This is a genomic window from Shewanella aquimarina, assembly GCF_023349185.1.
Taxonomy (GTDB): Bacteria; Pseudomonadota; Gammaproteobacteria; order Enterobacterales; family Shewanellaceae; genus Shewanella; species Shewanella aquimarina.
In genome coordinates this window covers 53263-72157 of sequence record NZ_JAKIKY010000002.1, presented here as the reverse complement: position 1 = coordinate 72157, position 18895 = coordinate 53263, and the positions used below count along the sequence as shown (strand labels likewise).

General features: G+C 51.6%; 18 protein-coding genes and 5 tRNA genes. 2 read left to right on the top strand and 21 right to left on the bottom strand.

What is annotated here, in order from left to right; translation table 11 throughout:
- Nucleotides 1-187: 187 nt before the first annotated feature.
- The 21 genes from L2731_RS02460 to orn form a co-directional block, all read right to left on the bottom strand.
- Nucleotides 188-631 carry a ClpXP protease specificity-enhancing factor gene (locus tag L2731_RS02460; protein WP_249251682.1) on the bottom strand — a complete coding sequence of 148 codons (444 nt, stop codon included), beginning with the start codon at nucleotides 629-631 and terminating at the stop codon, nucleotides 188-190.
- 1 nt (nucleotide 632) lies between these two features.
- Nucleotides 633-1262 (bottom strand): stringent starvation protein SspA, encoded by a 630-nt coding sequence (gene sspA / locus L2731_RS02455; RefSeq protein WP_041508375.1) that lies wholly within the window; start codon nucleotides 1260-1262, stop codon nucleotides 633-635.
- A gap of 109 nt (nucleotides 1263-1371) precedes the next feature.
- Complete coding sequence (locus L2731_RS02450; protein WP_041508374.1) at nucleotides 1372-2073, bottom strand: cytochrome c1; 702 nt, start codon at nucleotides 2071-2073, stop codon at nucleotides 1372-1374.
- Nucleotides 2073-3287: a cytochrome b gene (locus L2731_RS02445; protein WP_041508373.1), complete on the bottom strand. Its 1215-nt coding sequence runs from the start codon at nucleotides 3285-3287 to the stop codon at nucleotides 2073-2075. Before L2731_RS02445 ends, L2731_RS02450 begins: the two co-directional genes overlap by 1 nt.
- Nucleotides 3287-3877 carry a ubiquinol-cytochrome c reductase iron-sulfur subunit gene (petA, locus tag L2731_RS02440; protein WP_041508372.1) on the bottom strand — a complete coding sequence of 197 codons (591 nt, stop codon included), beginning with the start codon at nucleotides 3875-3877 and terminating at the stop codon, nucleotides 3287-3289. The genes L2731_RS02445 and petA overlap by 1 nt, the downstream gene beginning before the upstream one ends.
- A 334-nt stretch (nucleotides 3878-4211) precedes the next feature.
- Nucleotides 4212-5090, bottom strand: coding sequence for a protease modulator HflC (gene hflC, locus L2731_RS02435; protein WP_144199732.1), 879 nt, complete (start codon nucleotides 5088-5090; stop codon nucleotides 4212-4214).
- Nucleotides 5091-5092: 2 nt separating this feature from the next.
- Nucleotides 5093-6235 carry an FtsH protease activity modulator HflK gene (gene hflK, locus L2731_RS02430; RefSeq protein ID WP_239852632.1) on the bottom strand — a complete coding sequence of 381 codons (1143 nt, stop codon included), beginning with the start codon at nucleotides 6233-6235 and terminating at the stop codon, nucleotides 5093-5095.
- Between the two features lie 43 nt (nucleotides 6236-6278).
- Entirely contained in the window at nucleotides 6279-7577 is a 1299-nt protein-coding gene (gene hflX / locus L2731_RS02425) for a ribosome rescue GTPase HflX (RefSeq protein WP_041508369.1), read from the bottom strand.
- Between the two features lie 20 nt (nucleotides 7578-7597).
- On the bottom strand, nucleotides 7598-7876 hold the full coding sequence (gene hfq, locus L2731_RS02420; RefSeq protein WP_041508368.1) for an RNA chaperone Hfq: 279 nt from the start codon (nucleotides 7874-7876) through the stop codon (nucleotides 7598-7600).
- Nucleotides 7877-7968: 92 nt separating this feature from the next.
- Nucleotides 7969-8895: a tRNA (adenosine(37)-N6)-dimethylallyltransferase MiaA gene (gene miaA / locus L2731_RS02415; protein ID WP_249251977.1), complete on the bottom strand. Its 927-nt coding sequence runs from the start codon at nucleotides 8893-8895 to the stop codon at nucleotides 7969-7971.
- On the bottom strand, nucleotides 8888-10780 hold the full coding sequence (gene mutL / locus L2731_RS02410; RefSeq protein WP_249251681.1) for a DNA mismatch repair endonuclease MutL: 1893 nt from the start codon (nucleotides 10778-10780) through the stop codon (nucleotides 8888-8890). The genes miaA and mutL overlap by 8 nt, the downstream gene beginning before the upstream one ends.
- A gap of 9 nt (nucleotides 10781-10789) precedes the next feature.
- Entirely contained in the window at nucleotides 10790-12109 is a 1320-nt protein-coding gene (locus L2731_RS02405) for an N-acetylmuramoyl-L-alanine amidase (RefSeq protein WP_041508365.1), read from the bottom strand.
- A 2-nt stretch (nucleotides 12110-12111) separates the two neighbouring features.
- Entirely contained in the window at nucleotides 12112-12573 is a 462-nt protein-coding gene (tsaE, locus tag L2731_RS02400; protein ID WP_041508364.1) for a tRNA (adenosine(37)-N6)-threonylcarbamoyltransferase complex ATPase subunit type 1 TsaE, read from the bottom strand.
- 102 nt (nucleotides 12574-12675) lie between these two features.
- A complete protein-coding gene (locus L2731_RS02395; RefSeq protein WP_249251680.1) occupies nucleotides 12676-14154 on the bottom strand; it encodes an NAD(P)H-hydrate dehydratase in 1479 nt (492 codons plus the stop codon).
- Nucleotides 14155-14632: 478 nt separating this feature from the next.
- Nucleotides 14633-15088, bottom strand: a complete 456-nt coding sequence (locus L2731_RS02390) for a hypothetical protein (protein WP_239852639.1) — start codon at nucleotides 15086-15088, stop codon at nucleotides 14633-14635.
- 455 nt (nucleotides 15089-15543) lie between these two features.
- A tRNA-Gly gene (locus L2731_RS02385) sits at nucleotides 15544-15649 on the bottom strand.
- A gap of 73 nt (nucleotides 15650-15722) precedes the next feature.
- Nucleotides 15723-15798, bottom strand: a tRNA-Gly gene (locus L2731_RS02380).
- An 8-nt stretch (nucleotides 15799-15806) separates the two neighbouring features.
- Nucleotides 15807-15882: transfer RNA gene (locus L2731_RS02375), tRNA-Gly, on the bottom strand.
- 89 nt (nucleotides 15883-15971) lie between these two features.
- Nucleotides 15972-16047, bottom strand: a tRNA-Gly gene (locus L2731_RS02370).
- A 45-nt stretch (nucleotides 16048-16092) separates the two neighbouring features.
- A tRNA-Gly gene (locus L2731_RS02365) sits at nucleotides 16093-16168 on the bottom strand.
- Nucleotides 16169-16272: 104 nt separating this feature from the next.
- Nucleotides 16273-16818: an oligoribonuclease gene (orn, locus tag L2731_RS02360; protein WP_041508361.1), complete on the bottom strand. Its 546-nt coding sequence runs from the start codon at nucleotides 16816-16818 to the stop codon at nucleotides 16273-16275.
- 115 nt (nucleotides 16819-16933) lie between these two features.
- Between orn and rsgA the strand changes: the two genes are divergently transcribed.
- Nucleotides 16934-17989 (top strand): small ribosomal subunit biogenesis GTPase RsgA, encoded by a 1056-nt coding sequence (gene rsgA / locus L2731_RS02355; protein ID WP_249251678.1) that lies wholly within the window; start codon nucleotides 16934-16936, stop codon nucleotides 17987-17989.
- Nucleotides 17990-18032: 43 nt separating this feature from the next.
- Nucleotides 18033-18893 carry an archaetidylserine decarboxylase gene (gene asd, locus L2731_RS02350; RefSeq protein WP_249251676.1) on the top strand — a complete coding sequence of 287 codons (861 nt, stop codon included), beginning with the start codon at nucleotides 18033-18035 and terminating at the stop codon, nucleotides 18891-18893.
- Nucleotides 18894-18895 lie beyond the last annotated feature (2 nt).

Sequence of the window (18895 nt, the reverse complement as noted above, 5' to 3'; positions counted from 1 at the left end):
TGCCTCATTCCCTGCCCTGGCCTCTCCCCTGCTCATACCATAGGAATAGCTTAGGTGTAGCTTAGCTATAACTTGGGCGTAGCTTAGGCATACCCCGGAGCCGGTCCTTTTACAGGCACAAAAAAACCAGCCTAAGCTGGTTTTTTATGTCGTTATGTCGTCTATGCGTCTAATTCAGAATAGACGCTTACTTCACCAGGGTGAGATGACCACGGCGTTTCGGCTTTTCCTGCTCCGCGGAAGGCTCTTCGCTCTTAGTCTCATCGACTACGGAGAGCCCCAAGTCGCTGGCGTCGGCCTCGAGCTGATAGGCTTCTTCCTGATCGAATACGGTTCCGGCACCATTTTCTCTGGCGTAGATGGCGACGATCGAGGCCATAGGCAGTACCACTTGCTGCGGCACACCACCGAAGCGGGCATTAAACTCGATGAAGTCATGACCTATCTGCAAATTACCCACGGCACTGGCGGTAATATTAAGCACTATCTGTCCATCTTTCACATACTGCTGCGGTACTTGGGTACCGGGCACGTAAGCATCGACCACCACATGAGGGGTCAGCTCGTTATCCATGAGCCAGTCGTAATAGGCCTGTAACAGGTAAGGACGGTTAGGGGTCATAGGTTTCATCTTAGATACCCATGCGCATTTCGCGCTCTGCCTCGGTCAAAGACGCCTTGAATGATTCACGATCGAATAGACGTGTCATATAGGCTTTAACTTCCTTGGCGGTACGGCTGTCCAACTCGATGCCCAATACAGGTAGACGCCACAACAGTGGGCCCAGGTAGCAGTCGGCCAAGCCAAACTCTTCGGCCATGAAGTATGGCATTTCGTTGAAGATAGGTGCGATAGCGGTCAGGCTTTCCTGCAGCTCTTTACGCGCCTCATCGGCACGGTCACCCTTGCGAATACGATCAACCAAGCTGTACCAGTCGTTTTCGATACGGTGCATCATCAGACGAGTCTGACCGCGAGAAACCGGGTAGACAGGCATCAGCGGAGGATGCGGGAAACGCTCATCTAAGTATTCCATGATGATGCGTGAGTTATATAGCACCAACTCACGGTCAACCAAAGTTGGCACTGTGTTGTATGGGTTTAGCTCAATAAGATCTTCAGGCATATCACTAGGATCCACCTGCAGAACATCGACAGTCACTCCCTTTTCCGCCAAGACGATACGGACTTGATGGCTATAGAGATCGTCGGCGCCTGAAAACAGGGTCATGATTGAGCGTTTATTGGCAGCAACAGCCATTGATACCCTCCAAGATTTAAAATATGAAAGCTAAAAAAGCAAAAACAAACGAGGGGCAGAGCCCCCCGTTTATAATATGCGGATAATATATTCTAACCTCTAACGGGGGTTAGTGTACATCTTTCCAGTACTCTTTCTTCAAGAGGTAGGCCACAATAAAGAAAATAAACAGGAAGCCCATTACCCACCAACCTAAGCTTTCACGCTCAAGTTTGACCGGCTCGCCTGAGTAAACCAGGAAGCCTGTGATGTCACGAACGACTTGATCATATTCTTCGGCAGTCAGCTTTCCGCCAGTAGCCACTAGGCTACCGTCTTCTTGCTTAACCTGCAGACCTTGCAGCTCTTGCAGTACATGCGGCATAGCCACTGAAGGGAAGACAGTGTTGTTTACACCAAATGGACGAGTCTCATCTTGGTAGAAACTCTTCAGATAGGTGTAGATCCAGTCTTCGCCACGTACACGTGCAACCAGCGTCAGATCCGGTGGCGCAGCACCGAACCATTTCGCCGCGTCGACTTCAGGAATGGCATTTTCCATCAGGTCGCCCACTTTGGCATCGGCATTGAACATATACTTGTTACGCATATCGTCCACTGAAATACCTAGGTCTTCGGCAACACGGTTATAACGCTGATACTGAGTGCTGTGACAGCCTGAGCAGTAGTGCTGGAAGCTGTCCAGACCACGTTGCAGCGACTCTTTGTCATTCAGGTCGACGTTAGCACTTTCTAGATGAACATGGGCACCACCTGCAGCAAACGCAAGAGATGGTACTAATGTAACTAATGCAATCAGTAATTTTTTCATTAGTGGGTCAACCTCTCTGGTACAGGCTTAGTTTTCTCATTCTTACTGTATAGCCACAGTGCTAAGAAGAAACCGAAGTATGTCAGAGTGAAAATACGCGCAGCAATTGTCAGCGTTGGCGTCGCAGGTACGGCACCCAGGTAGCCTAAGATAACGAAAGATACGGCAAACTGACCAATATTCAGCTTATGAATCATGCTACGGTAGCGGATTGACTTCACCTTACAACGATCTAACCAAGGTAGAACGAAGAGTACGGCAATCGCTAGACCCATACCCACAACCCCTAACAGCTTGTCAGGAATCGCACGTAGGATGGCGTAGAAAGGTGTGAAGTACCAAACTGGCGCAATGTGCTCAGGAGTCTTCATCGGGTTCGCCGCTTCGAAGTTAGGCTTCTCGAGGAAGTATCCACCGCCTTCAGGCATGAAGAACAACACGTAGCAGAAGACGATCAGGAAGCCAGCGACGCCCATGATATCTTTCACCGTGTAGTATGGGTGGAATGGGATGCCATCTTTCGGCCAGCCATTCTCATCTTTGTTCTTCTTAATCTCGATACCGTCTGGGTTGTTAGAACCCACTTCGTGCAGAGCGATAAGGTGCAGGAACACCAGTACCACTAGCACCAATGGCAGCGCGATAACGTGCAGTGCGAAGAAGCGGTTCAGTGTCGCACCAGAAACAACGAAGTCACCACGAATCCATAGTGTCAGGTCGTCACCGATAACAGGAATAGCACCAAACAGAGAGATAATTACCTGTGCGCCCCAGTAAGACATCTGTCCCCAAGGAAGCAGGTAACCCATGAAAGCTTCTGCCATCAGTACGAGGAAGATCAACATACCGAACAGCCACAGCAGTTCACGCGGCTTCTGGTAAGAACCGTAGAGCAGGCCACGGAACATGTGCAGATAAACCACCACGAAGAAGGCCGATGCACCGGTTGAGTGCATGTAACGCAGTAGCCAGCCGTACTCAACATCACGCATGATGTATTCGACAGAGGCGAAGGCACCTTCTGCGGTTGGTACATAGTTCATGGTCAACCAGATACCGGTCAGCAGCTGGTTTACCAGTACTAGCATGGCCAGAGAGCCAAAGAAGTACCAGAAGTTGAAGTTGGTCGGCGTCGCATATTGACCTACGTGACGGTTGTAGGTAGCCGTCATAGGGATGCGCGCATCAATCCAATCGATAATATTTTTAACCATTACGCAGCCCCCTGGTCGACACCGATAATCACGTTGCCGTCATCAATGTACTGATGAGGTGGAACAACTAGGTTCAACGGCGCTGGAACCCCCTGGAATACGCGACCAGCCATATCAAACTTAGAACCATGACATGGACAGAAGAAACCAGAAGCGACGCCTTCAACCTGTTCACCGAATGTATCAGGCAGATACGTTGGAGAACAACCTAAGTGCGTACACAGACCAACGGCAATAAAGTACTCAGGCTTGATTGAGCGAACGGCGTTCTGCGCATAGGCAGGTTGTTGCTCTTCGTTAGACGCTGGATCGCGCAACTGATCATCGTGAGTAGCAAGACCTTTTAAGATCTCTTCGGTACGGCGGACAACCCATACAGGCTTTCCACGCCATTCAACACGGATCAGCTGACCCGGCTCTAACTTACTAATATTTACTTCTACCGGTGCACCTGCAGCTTTCGCTTTGGCACTCGGATTCCATGACTTTATAAAAGGAACCGCTACAGCGACGGCACCAGCACCACCCACTACGGCGGTTGCTGCGGTCAGGAATCTGCGACGTCCGGTATCGACTGGCGCATTGCTCATCCACTTATCTCCAGAGAGTGTTGGAATTTTTGTTTTAAAAACTTTTGAAATTGGGGTTTTACCCCAAAGCGCAAAAGTCAAATTTGAGGCGGGGCCCATTATAGCCAAAAATTAGAAGCAGATCATAGTAAAACAAAGCACAAAGTTAACTATGTTAGGAAATTGGGCATTCCAGAAGAAAATGTGCAGCAAGTGCGGGATGAAACGAGGGAGATTTTACCCAATAAAATGGTAAACGAGAATAACAATCAAAGCTAAATTAGCAACTTGCGACAATTAGCAATAAAAAAGCCCGAACTCGTCGGGCTTTAATTTTAATAATCCTCAATGAGAACTATTTAGCGTTAGCGTCCTTCATATACTTGAAGAAGTCGCCTTCTGGCTCGAGCACCATAACGTTAGAACCGTTACCAAAACTCGCCTGATAAGCCTCTAGGCTACGCAGGAAAGAGTAAAACTCAGGATCTTTCTTATAAGCATCGGCATAGATCTTAGCGGCCACGGCATCACCTTCACCACGAACCTGAAGCGCCTTACGCTCGGCTTCGGCGATCTGAATGGTCACGCTGGCATCTGTCTTGGCGCGAATGATTTCAGACTGTTCCTTACCCTGAGCGCGATGCTCCTTAGCCACAGCGGTACGCTCGGCGCGCATACGCTGGTAGATGCTTGAGCTCACGTTGGCAGGTAGGTTGATCTGCTTAACACGCACGTCAACCACTTCGATACCCAGATCCTGCGCGCTGTCAGAAGCGTTTCTCAACGCATCCTGCTGCAGCTCGTCACGGCTACCCGAAACGATATCCTTGATGGTACGGCGACCAAACTCGGTACGCAGATCGTTGTTTATCTTGCGTTGGAGTAGCGATTCGGCCTGGACCTTGTTACCACCGTTGGTCGCAAGATAATACTTCTCGTGATCCTTGATGCGCCACTTCACATAAGAGTCGACCATAAGGTCTTTCTTCTCTGAGGTAACGAAACGGTCCGCCGCGCCATCCATGGTCTGGATGCGAGAATCGAGATACTTGATCTTATCGATCACCGGCAACTTGATATGCAGACCCGGCTTATAGATGCGCGTCACGCCCTCATCTTTGATGATCTTACCAAAGCGCGACACGATAGCGCGTTCACCCTCGTTGACCACCATCAGGGACGATAGACCCATAGCAACTAAGATGGCCGCAATAATAACAGATAATCTACCCATGATTAGTTTCTCCCCTGGCGAGTGCGGTCGCTACGAGAAGGCCTTCCATCTAACGGCATGCCAACACTATTTACTATGCTGTTCACTGAGTCATTGACCGTGTCCACCTCGACAGGCTTGCTCGTCTTAGTCTGTGGACGCTGCTCCATTAACTTATCCAGCGGCAGATACATCATGTTGTTGCCCGCCTTCGAGTCCACCAGCACCTTGTTAGTACCCGATAAGACCTTAGACATGGCATCGATGTAGAGACGATTGCGGGTCACTTCCGGCGCCGCCTTATATTCAGGCAACAGCTTCTCGAAGCGAGCCACCTTACCGCGCGCCTCTAAGATCTCACGCTCTTTATAAGCGTTCGCCTGCTGCTCCATGCGCTGCACCGTACCACGGGCCTTAGGCTCGATTTCGCGAGAATAAGCTTCGGCTTCACGGATGAAACGCTGCTCATCTTCCTGTGCGGCAATGGCGTCATCGAAGGCGTCTTTCACCTCTTCCGGCGGACGGGCCGGCAGGAAGTTCACGTCGCGGATCTCGATGCCCAGGTTGTAGGGCTTGATGATACGCTCAACCTCTTCCCAGGTATCGCGACGGATCTGATCACGTCCCGTGGTCAGGATATCGTCCATCCTGTTGTGGCCCACCACATAACGCAGGGCGCTATCCGTTGCCTCACGCAGGCTCGAATTAGCATCAACCGCGCTGAACAGGTAACGATAAGGATCGACCACAATATACTGTACATCCAGCTCTACCAGCACGACGTTCTCGTCGGCGGTCAGCATGCTGCCCGAGGCTGGAATTGAGCGAACGTTGCTCACGTTCACTGGAAAGACTTCATCGATAAAGGTCGCCTTCCACTGTAGGCCAGGCTCTACTTCGCCAATATATTTACCAAAGCGAAGCGCCACACCCTTCTCGGCTTCTTTCACCGTATAGAAACCTGATAGTCCCCATACGACAACGGCGATGCCTAATACAATGATAAAACCTAGTGCGCTGAATCCGCCGCCAGCGCCATTTCCTTTACCCCCAAAACGCTTCGAAATATTCTTAAATACTTCGTCGAGATCTGGCGGCCCCTTGTCATTGCCGTTCTTGTTTCCCCAAGGGTCTTGACCCTTGTTACCGGGCTCGTTCCAAGCCATTTAGCACTCCATAGGTGTATGAAATAAACGAGATTACTAAAAACTACTCTATTGCTGCGGTTTCAACAATAAAGGTTTCCAACTCCCCTTGGCTCTGCTTGGCTAATCGGTGCCAATCGGCCTCCAATAAGCGCACAGATAAGATACAGTTCCCCAGATCGTCATACTCTTTCTGCTGTATCACATCCAGTCGATAAAACTGACCAAGATAATGTCCGGCCGTCGCCGGAATACGCAAGGTAAGCTCTAATACGGCCCGCCCAACCAACTGGTTGATGGCCTTCTCGAGCAAGTCCAAGCCTAGTCGCTGCTGGGCCGAAACCCACACACGCGTTGGGACCCCATCGCTGTCATAGTCGATCTTAGGGCCCACCTCTTCCAAGAGATCTATCTTGTTACAGACGATCAACTGTGGAATCTCTTCGGCGCCAATCTCTTTGAGTACCAACTGTACTTGTTCAAAATTGTCGCCCATGTTTTCATCAGCACTGTCGACCACATGTAGCAGAAGATCCGCTTCGCGGGTTTCCTGCAGGGTGGCCTTAAACGCCGCCACGAGATCATGGGGAAGATGTCTGATGAAACCGACCGTGTCGGCCAAAATGACCGAACCGTCTTGTAAGTCTAACTTACGCAGGGTCGGATCGAGTGTCGCAAACAACTGGTCGGCGGCATAGACCTCGGAAACGGTCAAGGCGTTAAATAGGGTCGACTTACCGGCGTTGGTGTAGCCCACCAAGGACACGGTCGCGAGTTCGCTTCGCTGCCTCGCCCGGCGACTCTGTTCACGCTGCTTATCGACCTTTTCCAGTCGCTTGTTAATGGTCTTGATGCGACCACGTAACAGACGTCTGTCGGTTTCCAGCTGGGTTTCACCCGGTCCCCGCAGGCCGATACCACCTTTTTGCCTTTCAAGGTGCGTCCAACCACGAATCAGGCGCGTCGACATGTGGCGCAATTGCGCTAGCTCCACCTGCAACTTACCCTCATAGGTCCTGGCGCGCTGAGCAAAAATATCCAAAATCAGCGTCGTACGGTCTAAGACCCGACACTGACAGATCAGCTCAAGATTACGCTCTTGTGCAGGACTCAAGGCATGGTTAAAAATCACCACATTCGCGTCGGTGGCTGCCACCATGGCCGCCAACTCTTCCGCTTTACCTGTACCAACAAAATACTTTCTATCTGGAGAACGACGACTTCCCGTGATCACGCCAACGGTTTCAGCGCCTGCCGACTCGACCAGTAAACGAAGTTCGGTAATATCTTCCCTACTGTCTTCATCTGAAAAGTCGATATGAACAAGTACTGCAGCTTCTCCCGCCTCATAGCGTTCAAACAAAAAGCGAACTCCTCAGGAAATTACTCAGCGCTATCGTCATGTTGTGCATTGTAACCCGCCGCCTGGTTAGGCGTGTTGTGATGATTACTCACGTTAAATGGACGTGCAGGCACCACGGTAGAGATAGCGTGCTTGTATACCATCTGGCTGACAGTGTTCTTCAATAAAATAACAAACTGATCGAATGACTCAACTTGTCCCTGAAGCTTGATACCGTTAACTAGGTAGATAGATACCGGAACGCGTTCACGTCGTAATGCGTTCAAAAATGGGTCTTGTAAAGATTGCCCCTTTGCCATTATGTAATTTCCTTTTTATTAAAATTAATTAAAACCTAATACAGCATCAATTTCTGGTTTGGTTTTAGTATTATATAGAGTGAATGAATTAGCTAGCGACAATGTTCTAATAGTCGCGCCAGATTAGCTTCATCCCCACTCTCCAGCCAATTTAGATCGGTCCATCCTCGCAACCATGTTAATTGACGCTTGGCCAATTGCCTAGTCGCAACTATGGATTTTTCGACCATAGTATCATAGTCATATTCCCCATCGAGATACTGCCACACCTGGCGATATCCGACACATCTCATCGAAGGTAGGTCTAGATGCAGATCCGCTCGCGCCTTGAGCCGCTGCACCTCTTCGACGAAACCTTGATTTAACATCAATTTGAATCTTTCTGCTATAGCAAGGTGTAGCACTTTGCGATCTTTCGGCGCTATGCCAAATTGCACCACCTTATAGGGCAAGGCATCGGCCTTCACCTGGGTCAACTCGGTCAGGCTTTTACCGCTAATGCGGTATACCTCCAATGCCCGCGACAGACGCTGGGGATCATTAGGGTGGATTCGCTCTGCCGATACTGGGTCCACACGACGCAGCTCGTCATGCAACGCCTGCCAGCCCTTGGTTTCGACCTCGCTGGCTATCTCGGCCCGGATGGCCTCATCCGCCGATGGCAATGGCGACAGGCCTTCGAGTAGCGCCTTGAAATACAGCATGGTGCCGCCAACCAGCAGGGGCGTCTTGCCTGCCGCTAGGATCGCTTCAATGTTGGCGATGGCGTCGCTACGAAAATCCGCCGCGGAGTAACTCTCGCTAGGATCGCGAATATCGATCAAACGGTGCGGCGCGCGGCTTAGCTCGTCCTGGGTCGGTTTGGCGCTGCCGATGTCCATGCCCCGATAGATGAGCGCCGAGTCGACCGAGATGATCTCGCAGTTGTGCTGCTCGGCCAATGCCATAGCGAGCGCTGTCTTACCGGACGCCGTCGGCCCCATCAGGGTGATAATTGTCGGCTGACTCTCGCTATTCACTCGTTTGCTCACCTAACCATTCTTGCCAAGGCATCACCTTGGCCATAGATAAAATTTCTTGCTGCTGCGACTCGGGCAGTCCCATGAGTTCGCCCCAGAGTCGACTCGCCGAGCTAAACTGTTCGCTCGCTTGATTCACCAGCCAATTGACCAGCGCATCGTTTGTCGGCTCTTCGAAGCGTATCCATTGGAGAAACTCGGGGATCACGCTCGCCAGCTGACTCTGCCTTAGATATGGGGGCACTTTTTTAATTATCAACTGGCCGAGGCGAATAGTTAGCTCTAATCCCAATTTTCTCACTAAAAGCTCTCTTTCGGCCAAGGTCTGCTGCCAATCCTCGTCGACCTTGACCGACACGGGCATCAGGAGCGGCTGGCCAATGAGACCGACATCCAGCTTGGCCTGAATCTCCCGGCGCATCACTTCACGCACAACGGTCTGCAGGCTGAGCAAGGCAAGCTCGCAGCCCCGAACCAGCAGCCAATATTGTCCGTCGAGCAGCTGTGGCATGGGCGGAAGGTCACCTGCTTGTTGAACAGGCTGACTCGTCACACCTGGTGTGGTCATCAGCTGGGCATAACTGTCGACGGCCGCCTGACTGGGCAGCTCGGCGCTCGCATGGCTGCGTCCTCGCCCGGCAAACTGACTGCCGCCATAGGCGCTCACCTGCGTCTCTCGCACCCGCTCACCGCCGGCTCCTACCCCACCACTGTGTCCCGTATAGGCACGGCGCTCATCCCCTGACCAAACTTCGTTCTGCTCTGTCGTGTTAGCAGCATAGTTACTCTGCTCCCCCCTATTAGACTCAGGTTGCAGTGGACGAATATAGGAGGCTGGCGTCTCCTGCCCCGCCACTTCTCTGTCCAGAGCCGCCTCTAAGGCCAACTCACTCGACTGACGCAGCGCCGATTCCAGCGCCTGCAGGATAAAGTCATGCACATAACGGCTCTCGTGGAAGCGCACCTCATGCTTAGCCGGATGCACGTTGACATCCACCTGATGGGGATCCAGGGTCAGCATGAGCACGAAGGCAACCTGCTCACCTTGCAGCTGCTGAGCAAATGCCTGACGCACCGCATGATTAACCAGGCGGTCACGCACCAAACGGCCGTTAACATAGAAATATTGGGTGTCGCCGACGGCCTGCTCGCCAAATGGCGATTGAATATAGCCGCTGAGACTTAAGCCGTTGTGGGTACAGTCGACCCTGAGCGCGTTGTCAGCAAAGGCCTTACCGCTGACCTGGGCCATACGCTGCAGATATTGCGCCTCTGTCTTGGCCGGGCGATAGTTGCGCACCTGCTTGCCGTTATGCTTGAGGGTAAAATGAATGTCGCGGCGCACCAAAGCGATTCGCTTGAGCCACTCATCGATATGGGTAAATTCTGTCTTGTCGCTCTTTAAGAAACGGCGTCTGGCCGGCGTATTGAAGAAGAGATCTGCCGCCTCCACCGTCGAGCCCACGGGATGCGCCGCCGGGATCACCCTAACCGCCATCTCTGAGCCCTCGGCATAGGCCTGCCATGCCTCACTCTGTTGCTGCGTTCTCGAGGTCAGGGTCAGACGGGAGACAGAGCTGATACTGGCAAGCGCCTCACCGCGAAAGCCGAAACTCAGGATGGCATCCAGATCATCTAACGAGGCCAGCTTAGAGGTGGCATGGCGAGACAGCGCCAGACTCAGCTCCTCCTTGGGGATACCAGAGCCGTTGTCTGTGATCTTAATCAGCTTGCTGCCGCCCTTGTCGATCTCGATATCGACGCGGGTGGCACCGGCGTCCAGGCTGTTTTCCACCAGCTCTTTGATAACGGAAGCAGGACGCTCTACCACCTCCCCGGCGGCAATCTGGTTAGCCAGTTGAGGAGGCAAAATTCGAATAGTCATCTTGGTTCCTTACGCCCGGGGAATGATCAGCTTCTGACCAATGTAGAGGGTGTTGGACTTAAGCTTGTTAGCCTTCTTGATGCTGGCGACTGATACCTGGTAGCGATGGGCGATCACCGACAATGACTCGCCGGCCGTCACCTTATGCTTGATGCCGCTCTTACTGGCCATCATGGTGTTAGCAGGAGGATTATTCTCAAAATAGCGCACCACACCCTTGTGGACGGCATTGGCGATATTGTTCTGATGATCCCTCTGGGTCAGCAGGCGCTCCTCTTTGTGATTCGAGATAAAGCCCGTCTCCACTAGGATAGAGGGAATATCCGGCGACTTGAGTACGGCCAGGCTGGCTGCCTCCGGCTTATGCTTATGCAGGCGTGTCACCTTCCCCAGGTTAGCGAGCACGTCACCGGCGATGTTATGGCTGATCGCCATGGATCTGTCCATCGACATATCCAGCAGGGTCATGGCCAGATACTGCTCGTTGTCCGCGTTCTGGATAATCTCACCGGCACCACCCAGCAGTTCAGAGTGCTTCTCTTTCTGCTCTAACCAGCGACCGATCTCACTGTTGGCGCGGCGCATCGACAGCACCCACACAGAGGCGCCCTGAGGCTTAGGCGAGGTAAAGGCGTCGGCGTGAATAGACACCAGCAGATCGGCCTTGCTGTTACGGGCGATCTCAGAGCGTTTATTCAGGTTGACGAAGTAGTCACCCGAGCGGGTCATAATGGCGCGCATGCCCGGCGTGGCATTGATCTTGGCCTCTACCTTCTTGGCGATCTGTAACGCGACCTTCTTCTCATAGATCCCCGAGGGGCCGATAGAGCCCGGGTCATCGCCGCCATGGCCGGCGTCGATGGCGACAATAATGTCTCTCAGCTCCTGCTGGGGTTCAGCCTTTGCCGTTTTAGGGCTCTGGCTGCCGCCTTCAAGATCCACCACCAGGCGATTGCCATAGGGGGCCGTGGGCGACAGGGCAAACAGGTTGGCCTTGGCGGGCTTGACCAGATCGATCACCAGCCTCAGGGTGCCCTTCTTGGGCGGTTTGCTAATGCGCACCCGCTTAACCAGCTTGCTGTTATTCTCAATCTTGCTCAGATTGAGCCCAGTTGCCGTAGTGGTCAGATCGACCACCAAGCGATAGGGACTGGTAAGGGTAAAGTGGGAATACTTTGGCGGCTCACGCAGGTCAAACACCACACGTGTGGATTCTGGTGCCGCCCAGATACGTACGCCTTCCAGTTTATTTGCGCTGTAGGCAATAGAAGGAATACATAGCAAGACAATCAATAATAGGCGTTTTATTAGTGACTCAGTTCTTATCATTATTAATTATGTAAACTATCTAACAAAATCTCTCCGGCGCGCGAATGCGCCGTCAGCGTGACCTCTCGGCCCTGTTGGTGATATTGAATGTGTATCGCCAGATCGGCCTCGGGCAGGAGGCCGACGCCCTTATCGGGCCACTCGACAATACACAGGCTCGAGTCGGTAAAGTAGTCACGGATTCCCATAAACTCGAGCTCTTCTGGATCACTTAATCTATATAGATCAAAATGATATACATCAATATCACCTAGCTCATAAGGCTCAACCAGCGTATAGGTCGGGCTCTTCACCGCCCCCTGATGCCCCAGGCTCTGAATCAGACCACGACTAAAGGTGGTTTTCCCCGCCCCCAATTCACCGCTCAGATAGAGGGTCAATGGCGGCTTAATCGCACTGGCTAGCCTTTGGCCTAAGCTAACGGTTTCTGCTTCATTTTCAAGATAAACTTTTACTGATGTCATCGTATCTATCGCTAATTAAGGACAATCCTTTTTTGAACCAGATACTTTAACCTAAACCGGCGTTTATCTAAACAAACATTAGCGCATTTTAATCTGCCCAGGCTAAATCCTATCGACTAGCGCACGTATATGAGCAAACAGGTCACAGGCCAGCATGCCTCGCTCGCCATCTTTGGCCGCAAGATCCGCCGCGGCGCCATGAATCACCACCCCGGCGCTGGCCGCATCCATCTTAGACATCCCCTGTGCCATCAGGGCCGCTATGATGCCGCCTAGCACGTCACCGCTGCCCCCACTGGCGAGCCCAGGGTTACCCACGGGCGCCACGTGACACACCTTGCCGTCATAGATCAAAGTGCCAGCCCCTTTAAGTACCACGACGCCGCCATATTTTGCCTGCAGAGCATAGACGGCGGCAAAGCGATCCGCCTCAACCTCGGCGATACTGATGCCCAAAAGACGAGCCGCCTCACCACTGTGGGGAGTCAGCACCCAGTTACTCTGCCGTGATGGGTCAAGCGCCAGTAGATTGAGCGCATCGGCGTCCATCACACAGGGCTTGTCACTCAGACTCGTCGCCTTAAGCAGGTTATAGCCCCAGTCATGTTTGCCCAATCCGGGCCCGATCAGCAAAATATCGGCCCACCCCAGGCGCTGGTACACCTCCATATCCACCAGCTCACAGCCCCAGAACATGATTTCCGGTCTGCCCGAGTTAACCACGGTCAAATGCTCGGGCCTCGAGATCACCGCCACTAGGCCGGCTCCGGCCCGCAGACAACTCTCGGCTGCTAAACGCGGCGCCCCGGCCATCCCGTTGTCACCACCGATAACGGTCACCTTGCCACAGGCGCCCTTGTGGCTGTTCTGCGCCCTGGCAGGCAATCCCAAGTCGGTTAACCTGTAGGCAATATTGAGCACCTTAGAATCCGGCAGATAATCCTGCAACCCTATATCGGCAAACCAGAGACGTCCGACACAGTCCCTCGCCTTACCCGTGATAAGCCCCTGTTTCGGCGCGCCGAAAGTCAGGGTCACATCGGCCTTAACCGCCAGCTGCCCAGCGCCGGTATCCACATCGATCCCAGAGGGTACGTCTAAGGATAAGATCCAGGGGGAATAAGCATTCAGCGCCTTAATCATCTCGGCAAAGGGGGCGCGAGGCTCTCCTTTTACCCCTGTGCCCAGCAGGCCATCGACGACGACCCCGGCCTCCTTGAGTGCCTCTTCATAATCAGACAGCTGATGTCCGCCCGCCGCAAGAAAGGCCGCCTTGGCGTAGCTAATCCCCTCGCCTGGCTCGGGACGCTCCACGGCATAGAGGGCGACATCACAGCCAGATTCGAGCAGCAGGGTGGCACAGATATAGGCATCGGCGCCATTGTTGCCATAGCCCGCCAATACCAAAATTTTGTTGTTAAGCCTTTCTTCCCGCTGCAGTAGTTCAAAGGCCGACTGACCGGCGCTGTCGATCAACTGACATAAGTTAGCCTCACCGGACGCGATCAAGCGCGCTTCGGCATCACGAATCATCTGCGCCGTATATAAGGCCGATGGCAGCTGGCCGTCACTAAACAACATCTGGATTCTCCTTAACAAGACTCATCACCGGGGCGGTTTGCCCTATGCCTAAGCATATTCGATATTTGAGTTTTTAATCGCCAAGAGATTCCGTTTAAACGCCAGAGATTGGAGGAAGTTTGATCTGGCACAATAAATCCGCCAGCTCAGAGCCCCGAAGGCCAACAAAGAGATAACAAAACATTTCATCGAACTGAGAAAAAATAACTTAGGTAGTCAGCCAAATTACTGAACTATTGAGGTTATAAAACCCTAAGTGGGTGTAGATAAGTGAAGTTTTCACCCTGGTTGAAACACAAAAAAGCAATTAAAAATAGTTAGCTATAACCTTAGACTTAAAATAAGCTGGGTGTGAATAGAAAAAGGCGCCCAAGGCGCCTTTTTCATATGTGTCTTTGTCCGAAATGGTCAAATAGCTCAGCTTAAAAAACTAAGCCTACTTAACTCGACTTAAATAACTCGGCTTAAATAACTCTGCTTAAATATCTTCCATTCTCAGGCTGCTGTGCACCAGACGTTGCTGCTGAATCTTCTCGACCCGCACCAGATCGTTGAGGGCGTTCTTCACATCACCCGGCACAGAGGAATCCGCCGTCTTCTCAAACAAGCCGATCAGACGGTTATCGAGATCCAGGTGTAGCTCAAGCAGATCATCTTCATTCATGTTGGCTGCTGGAATCACATCCTGACAACGCTTGATGAAGTCTTCAAACACAATGTCGTTGTACCAAAGTTCCAGCAGACGGCTTGGCGCCTCTTCGATGTAGTCATCGATCTTCTTAGACACCTCTTTCTCATGTTGTTGCAAATACTCCAGCATCAATTTCACGCGAGACGAATCTACCGCGCTGTGTAAACGCGCATACAAACGAGCCATTTCCAAGCGACACTTAGAGACATATGCCAACTGTTCATTAAGTTGTTGAAATCTCATTTTTCCTACTCCAATCGATGCCAAGCGTTAGGCGTTAATACTGACTTGATTTCATTATGGGAGTAATTAGCGCAGTTTTTTTTGAACAATGTCATAGTTTGCGCACTTCTGAAGTCGCTACATTAGACAAGCTTAAAGAATTTTATCTCACATCACGCTAATGACAATTTTGTGATCTTCACGCCGATAAAGGGCTAATAATCGTTAACTTAAAGGCTCTGGCAATAGATAAAACGACAAAACACTCATCAAAATTACCCTTCAATAGTGAATAGAAATTCACCGAGACCAAAATCTATGGCACCTAAGCGTTCGAAGAAGAATGATGGATAAAGGATGGAGGTTGCAGACAGAAACAAGGAGCCAACTGAGCTAATGTCGCATAAGGACAATACACGCAAGCAGCGGGAGCATTATTAAGTGCTATTGGAAACTGAAGCGTAGAGAGGAAAATTTGGAGCGACATATCGGGTTCGAACCGGTAGCGCTAAACGCTCGACCTATACCTTGGCAAGGTATCGCCTAACGCAGTGAACAAGGAGCCAACTGAGCTAATGTCGCATAAGGACAATACACGCAAGCAGCGGGATAGATATTAAGTGCTATTGGAAACTGAAGTTTAGAGAGGAAAATTTGGAGCGACATATCGGGTTCGAACCGATGACCTATACCTTGGCAAGGTATCGCTCTACCAACTGAGCTAATGTCGCATAAATTTTGGAGCGACATATCGGGTTCGAACCGATGACCTATACCTTGGCAAGGTATCGCTCTACCAACTGAGCTAATGTCGCATAAATTTTTCGTGCTACCCTAACTGTCATCATCGACAAAAGGTATCGTCTTTCACCTTTCATCAACTGAGTTAACGTAACTCAAATTTTGGAGCGACATATCGGGTTCGAACCGATGACCTATACCTTGGCAAGGTATCGCTCTACCAACTGAGCTAATGTCGCAAAATCTGTGAGTCTGGATATTGGTGTAGCCAAACTTTTGTAATTTGGAGCGACATATCGGGTTCGAACCGATGACCTATACCTTGGCAAGGTATCGCTCTACCAACTGAGCTAATGTCGCATTTCAATCATCACCGGCGTTTGCGCCAGTAAAAAGTTGAGGCCGCATTATAGGAGAATTTCGCCCCTCTGCAACCCCCTAATTTAAAATTTTCTACCGTTTGGTTAAATTTTAAATACTTTCTCACGATAATATTGCAGTTCGGCAATCGACTCCTGGATATCAACCAGTGCCTGATGAGTGCCCTGCTTCTTAAAACCGTTCATTACCTCAGGCTTCCAGCGACGCACTAACTCTTTGACAGAACTGACATCTATGTTGCGATAGTGAAAATAGTCTTCCAGGGCTGGCATGTAACGATTCATGAAACGTCTGTCCTGACCTATGCTGTTACCGCACATTGGCGACACACCGGCTGGTACATGCTCGGATAAGAAGGCAATCGTCTGAGTGATGGCATCTTGCTCGCTGAAGTCACTCGCCCTGACTCTGTCGATCAGGCCTGACTCGCCGTGATGCTTCTGATTCCAGTCATCCATCGCCGCAAGTACATCCTCACTCTGATGGATGGCAATCACCGGCCCTTCGGCCAAGATGTTCAACTCCTTGTCGGTCACAATCGTTGCTATCTCAATGATTCTGTCGACCTCGGGCTCTAGTCCCGTCATCTCCAGATCAACCCAGATCAGATTTGTTTCATCTGCAGCCATATATCTGCCTTATCAATGCGTGTTTGCCTAAATTCAGGCTTTTTTATTTAAGACCGTGTATCATACTGCTTTTTTAGAAGACACAAAATAACCTTATTTTGACGATGACGACACTGTGAGTAAAAAGAAACCCCTAAGCCAAGGCCAACGCCGCCGCATGCGCGCCAATCATGAGAAACGGCTGCAGCGCAAAGACGCAAAAGAAACAACCATTGAGTTACAGGATAGCTCACTGGGGCCAGAACAGCTGGGCACCGTCATCTCTCGTTTCGGCCAACACGCTGATGTCGAAACGGAAAGCGGTGAACTGGTTCGCTGTAACATTCGCCGAAATATTCAAAGCCTAGTCACCGGTGACAAGGTGATCATGCGCCAAGCCAGTGAAACCACAGCCACCATCGCCGGTGTTGTCGAGGCCGTTCACCCGAGACACTCCTCACTGTCACGGCCGGATCTCTACGACGGCATAAAGATCATCGCCGCCAACATCGATCAGATACTTATCGTCTCTTCCGTGGTGCCTAGCTTCACCACCCAGATCATCGACCGTTATCTGGTGGCCGCCGAAGACACAGGCATAGCCCCGGTCATCATACTCAACAAGATAGACCTGCTTAGCGACGAAGAGGCGCCAGCCGTCGAAGCCGCGCTGCAACGCTATCAAGCCATCGGCTACCAGGTATATCGCGTCAGCAGTAAGTCTGGCGAAGGGGTCGAGGAGATCAAGACCCTATTAAAAGACAAGGTGAGCGTGTTTGTCGGCCAATCTGGCGTGGGCAAGTCATCCCTGATCAACGCCCTGCTACCTGAAGCCGAACTGATCACAGGCGACGTGTCGGAGAACTCTGGCCTCGGCCAACACACCACCACCACAGCCAAGTTGCTGCACTTCCCTAGCGGCGGTGACCTGGTAGACTCTCCCGGCGTGCGCGAATTCGCCCTGTGGCACCTACCCGCCGAGCGCGTCGGCTGGTGCTTCGTCGAATTCAGGGATTACCTGGGCACCTGCAAGTTTAGAGACTGTAAACACAAGAATGATCCTGGCTGCGCCATCACCCAGGCATTCGAGGAAGGTAAGATCGCCGAAGACAGGTATCAGAACTACCATAGAATTATCGACAGCTTGGATGAGCAGCGACACGCCCGTCATTTCAAAAACGATAACGACTAACTAAATTAAAGACAGCCAAACTGGATTTGAAGGAAAACAGACAGTGGACAAATTGAAGATTGCCTTGCAATACATAATGCCGAAACACCTGCTATCGCGACTCGTGGGTAAGCTGGCTGCCGCCGAACTCGGCGCGGTAACGACAAGCGTAATTAAATGGTTTATCAAGCAATATAAGATAGACATGAGCGAGGCCGCACAGAGTGCACCAGAAGCCTATGCCAGCTTCAACCAGTTCTTTACCCGCGCTTTGAAGCCCGGCATTCGTCCCCTGTGTGAAGATGACGACTATATCGTTCATCCGGTCGATGGCGCCGTCAGCCAATGCGGGCCGATCAAAGAGGGGCGCATCTTTCAAGCCAAGGGACATGAATATTCGTCACTTGCCCTTTTAGGCGATCAGGCCGATGATGCCAAACGCTTCGAAAGCGGTGACTTTGCCACCATCTATCTGGCACCTAAGGATTACCATAGAATTCACATGCCCATAAAAGGCACCCTGTCTAAGATGACCTATGTGCCGGGCGAGCTGTTTTCGGTTAATCCGCTAACGGCCGAGAATGTGCCAGGCCTGTTTGCCCGTAACGAGCGAGTCGTGGCCATCTTCGAAACCGAAATCGGTCCCATGGCCATGGTCTTGGTTGGCGCCACTATCGTAGCCAGCATAGAAACTGTCTGGGCAGGTACCGTTACCCCGCCGACGGGCAAGAAAGTCTTCACCTGGGATTATCCGACCGAGGGCCCAGAGGCGATCACCCTGGACAAGGGCGAGGAGATGGGACGCTTCAAGCTTGGCAGCACTGTAGTGATGCTATTTGCCAAAGACGCACTGGAACACTTTGCCGATGGCGTCGAGCCTAAGGCCGTTACCCGCATGGGTCAGGCTTTTGCCAAAATCGATTAGAG

Coding starts and splice junctions, on each gene's coding strand:
- sspA (WP_041508375.1), bottom strand. CDS start 1,262: ATGGCTGTTGCTGCCAATAAACGCTCAATCATGACCCTGTTTTCAGGC.
- orn (WP_041508361.1), bottom strand. CDS start 16,818: ATGGCTGCAGATGAAACAAATCTGATCTGGGTTGATCTGGAGATGACG.
- L2731_RS02450 (WP_041508374.1), bottom strand. CDS start 2,073: ATGAAAAAATTACTGATTGCATTAGTTACATTAGTACCATCTCTTGCG.
- L2731_RS02405 (WP_041508365.1), bottom strand. CDS start 12,109: ATGATAAGAACTGAGTCACTAATAAAACGCCTATTATTGATTGTCTTG.
- hfq (WP_041508368.1), bottom strand. CDS start 7,876: ATGGCAAAGGGGCAATCTTTACAAGACCCATTTTTGAACGCATTACGA.
- L2731_RS02395 (WP_249251680.1), bottom strand. CDS start 14,154: ATGTTGTTTAGTGACGGCCAGCTGCCATCGGCCTTATATACGGCGCAG.
- petA (WP_041508372.1), bottom strand. CDS start 3,877: ATGAGCAATGCGCCAGTCGATACCGGACGTCGCAGATTCCTGACCGCA.
- L2731_RS02445 (WP_041508373.1), bottom strand. CDS start 3,287: ATGGTTAAAAATATTATCGATTGGATTGATGCGCGCATCCCTATGACG.
- hflK (WP_239852632.1), bottom strand. CDS start 6,235: ATGGCTTGGAACGAGCCCGGTAACAAGGGTCAAGACCCTTGGGGAAAC.
- L2731_RS02460 (WP_249251682.1), bottom strand. CDS start 631: ATGAAACCTATGACCCCTAACCGTCCTTACCTGTTACAGGCCTATTAC.
- hflC (WP_144199732.1), bottom strand. CDS start 5,090: ATGGGTAGATTATCTGTTATTATTGCGGCCATCTTAGTTGCTATGGGT.
- L2731_RS02390 (WP_239852639.1), bottom strand. CDS start 15,088: ATGAGATTTCAACAACTTAATGAACAGTTGGCATATGTCTCTAAGTGT.
- tsaE (WP_041508364.1), bottom strand. CDS start 12,573: ATGACATCAGTAAAAGTTTATCTTGAAAATGAAGCAGAAACCGTTAGC.
- mutL (WP_249251681.1), bottom strand. CDS start 10,780: ATGACTATTCGAATTTTGCCTCCTCAACTGGCTAACCAGATTGCCGCC.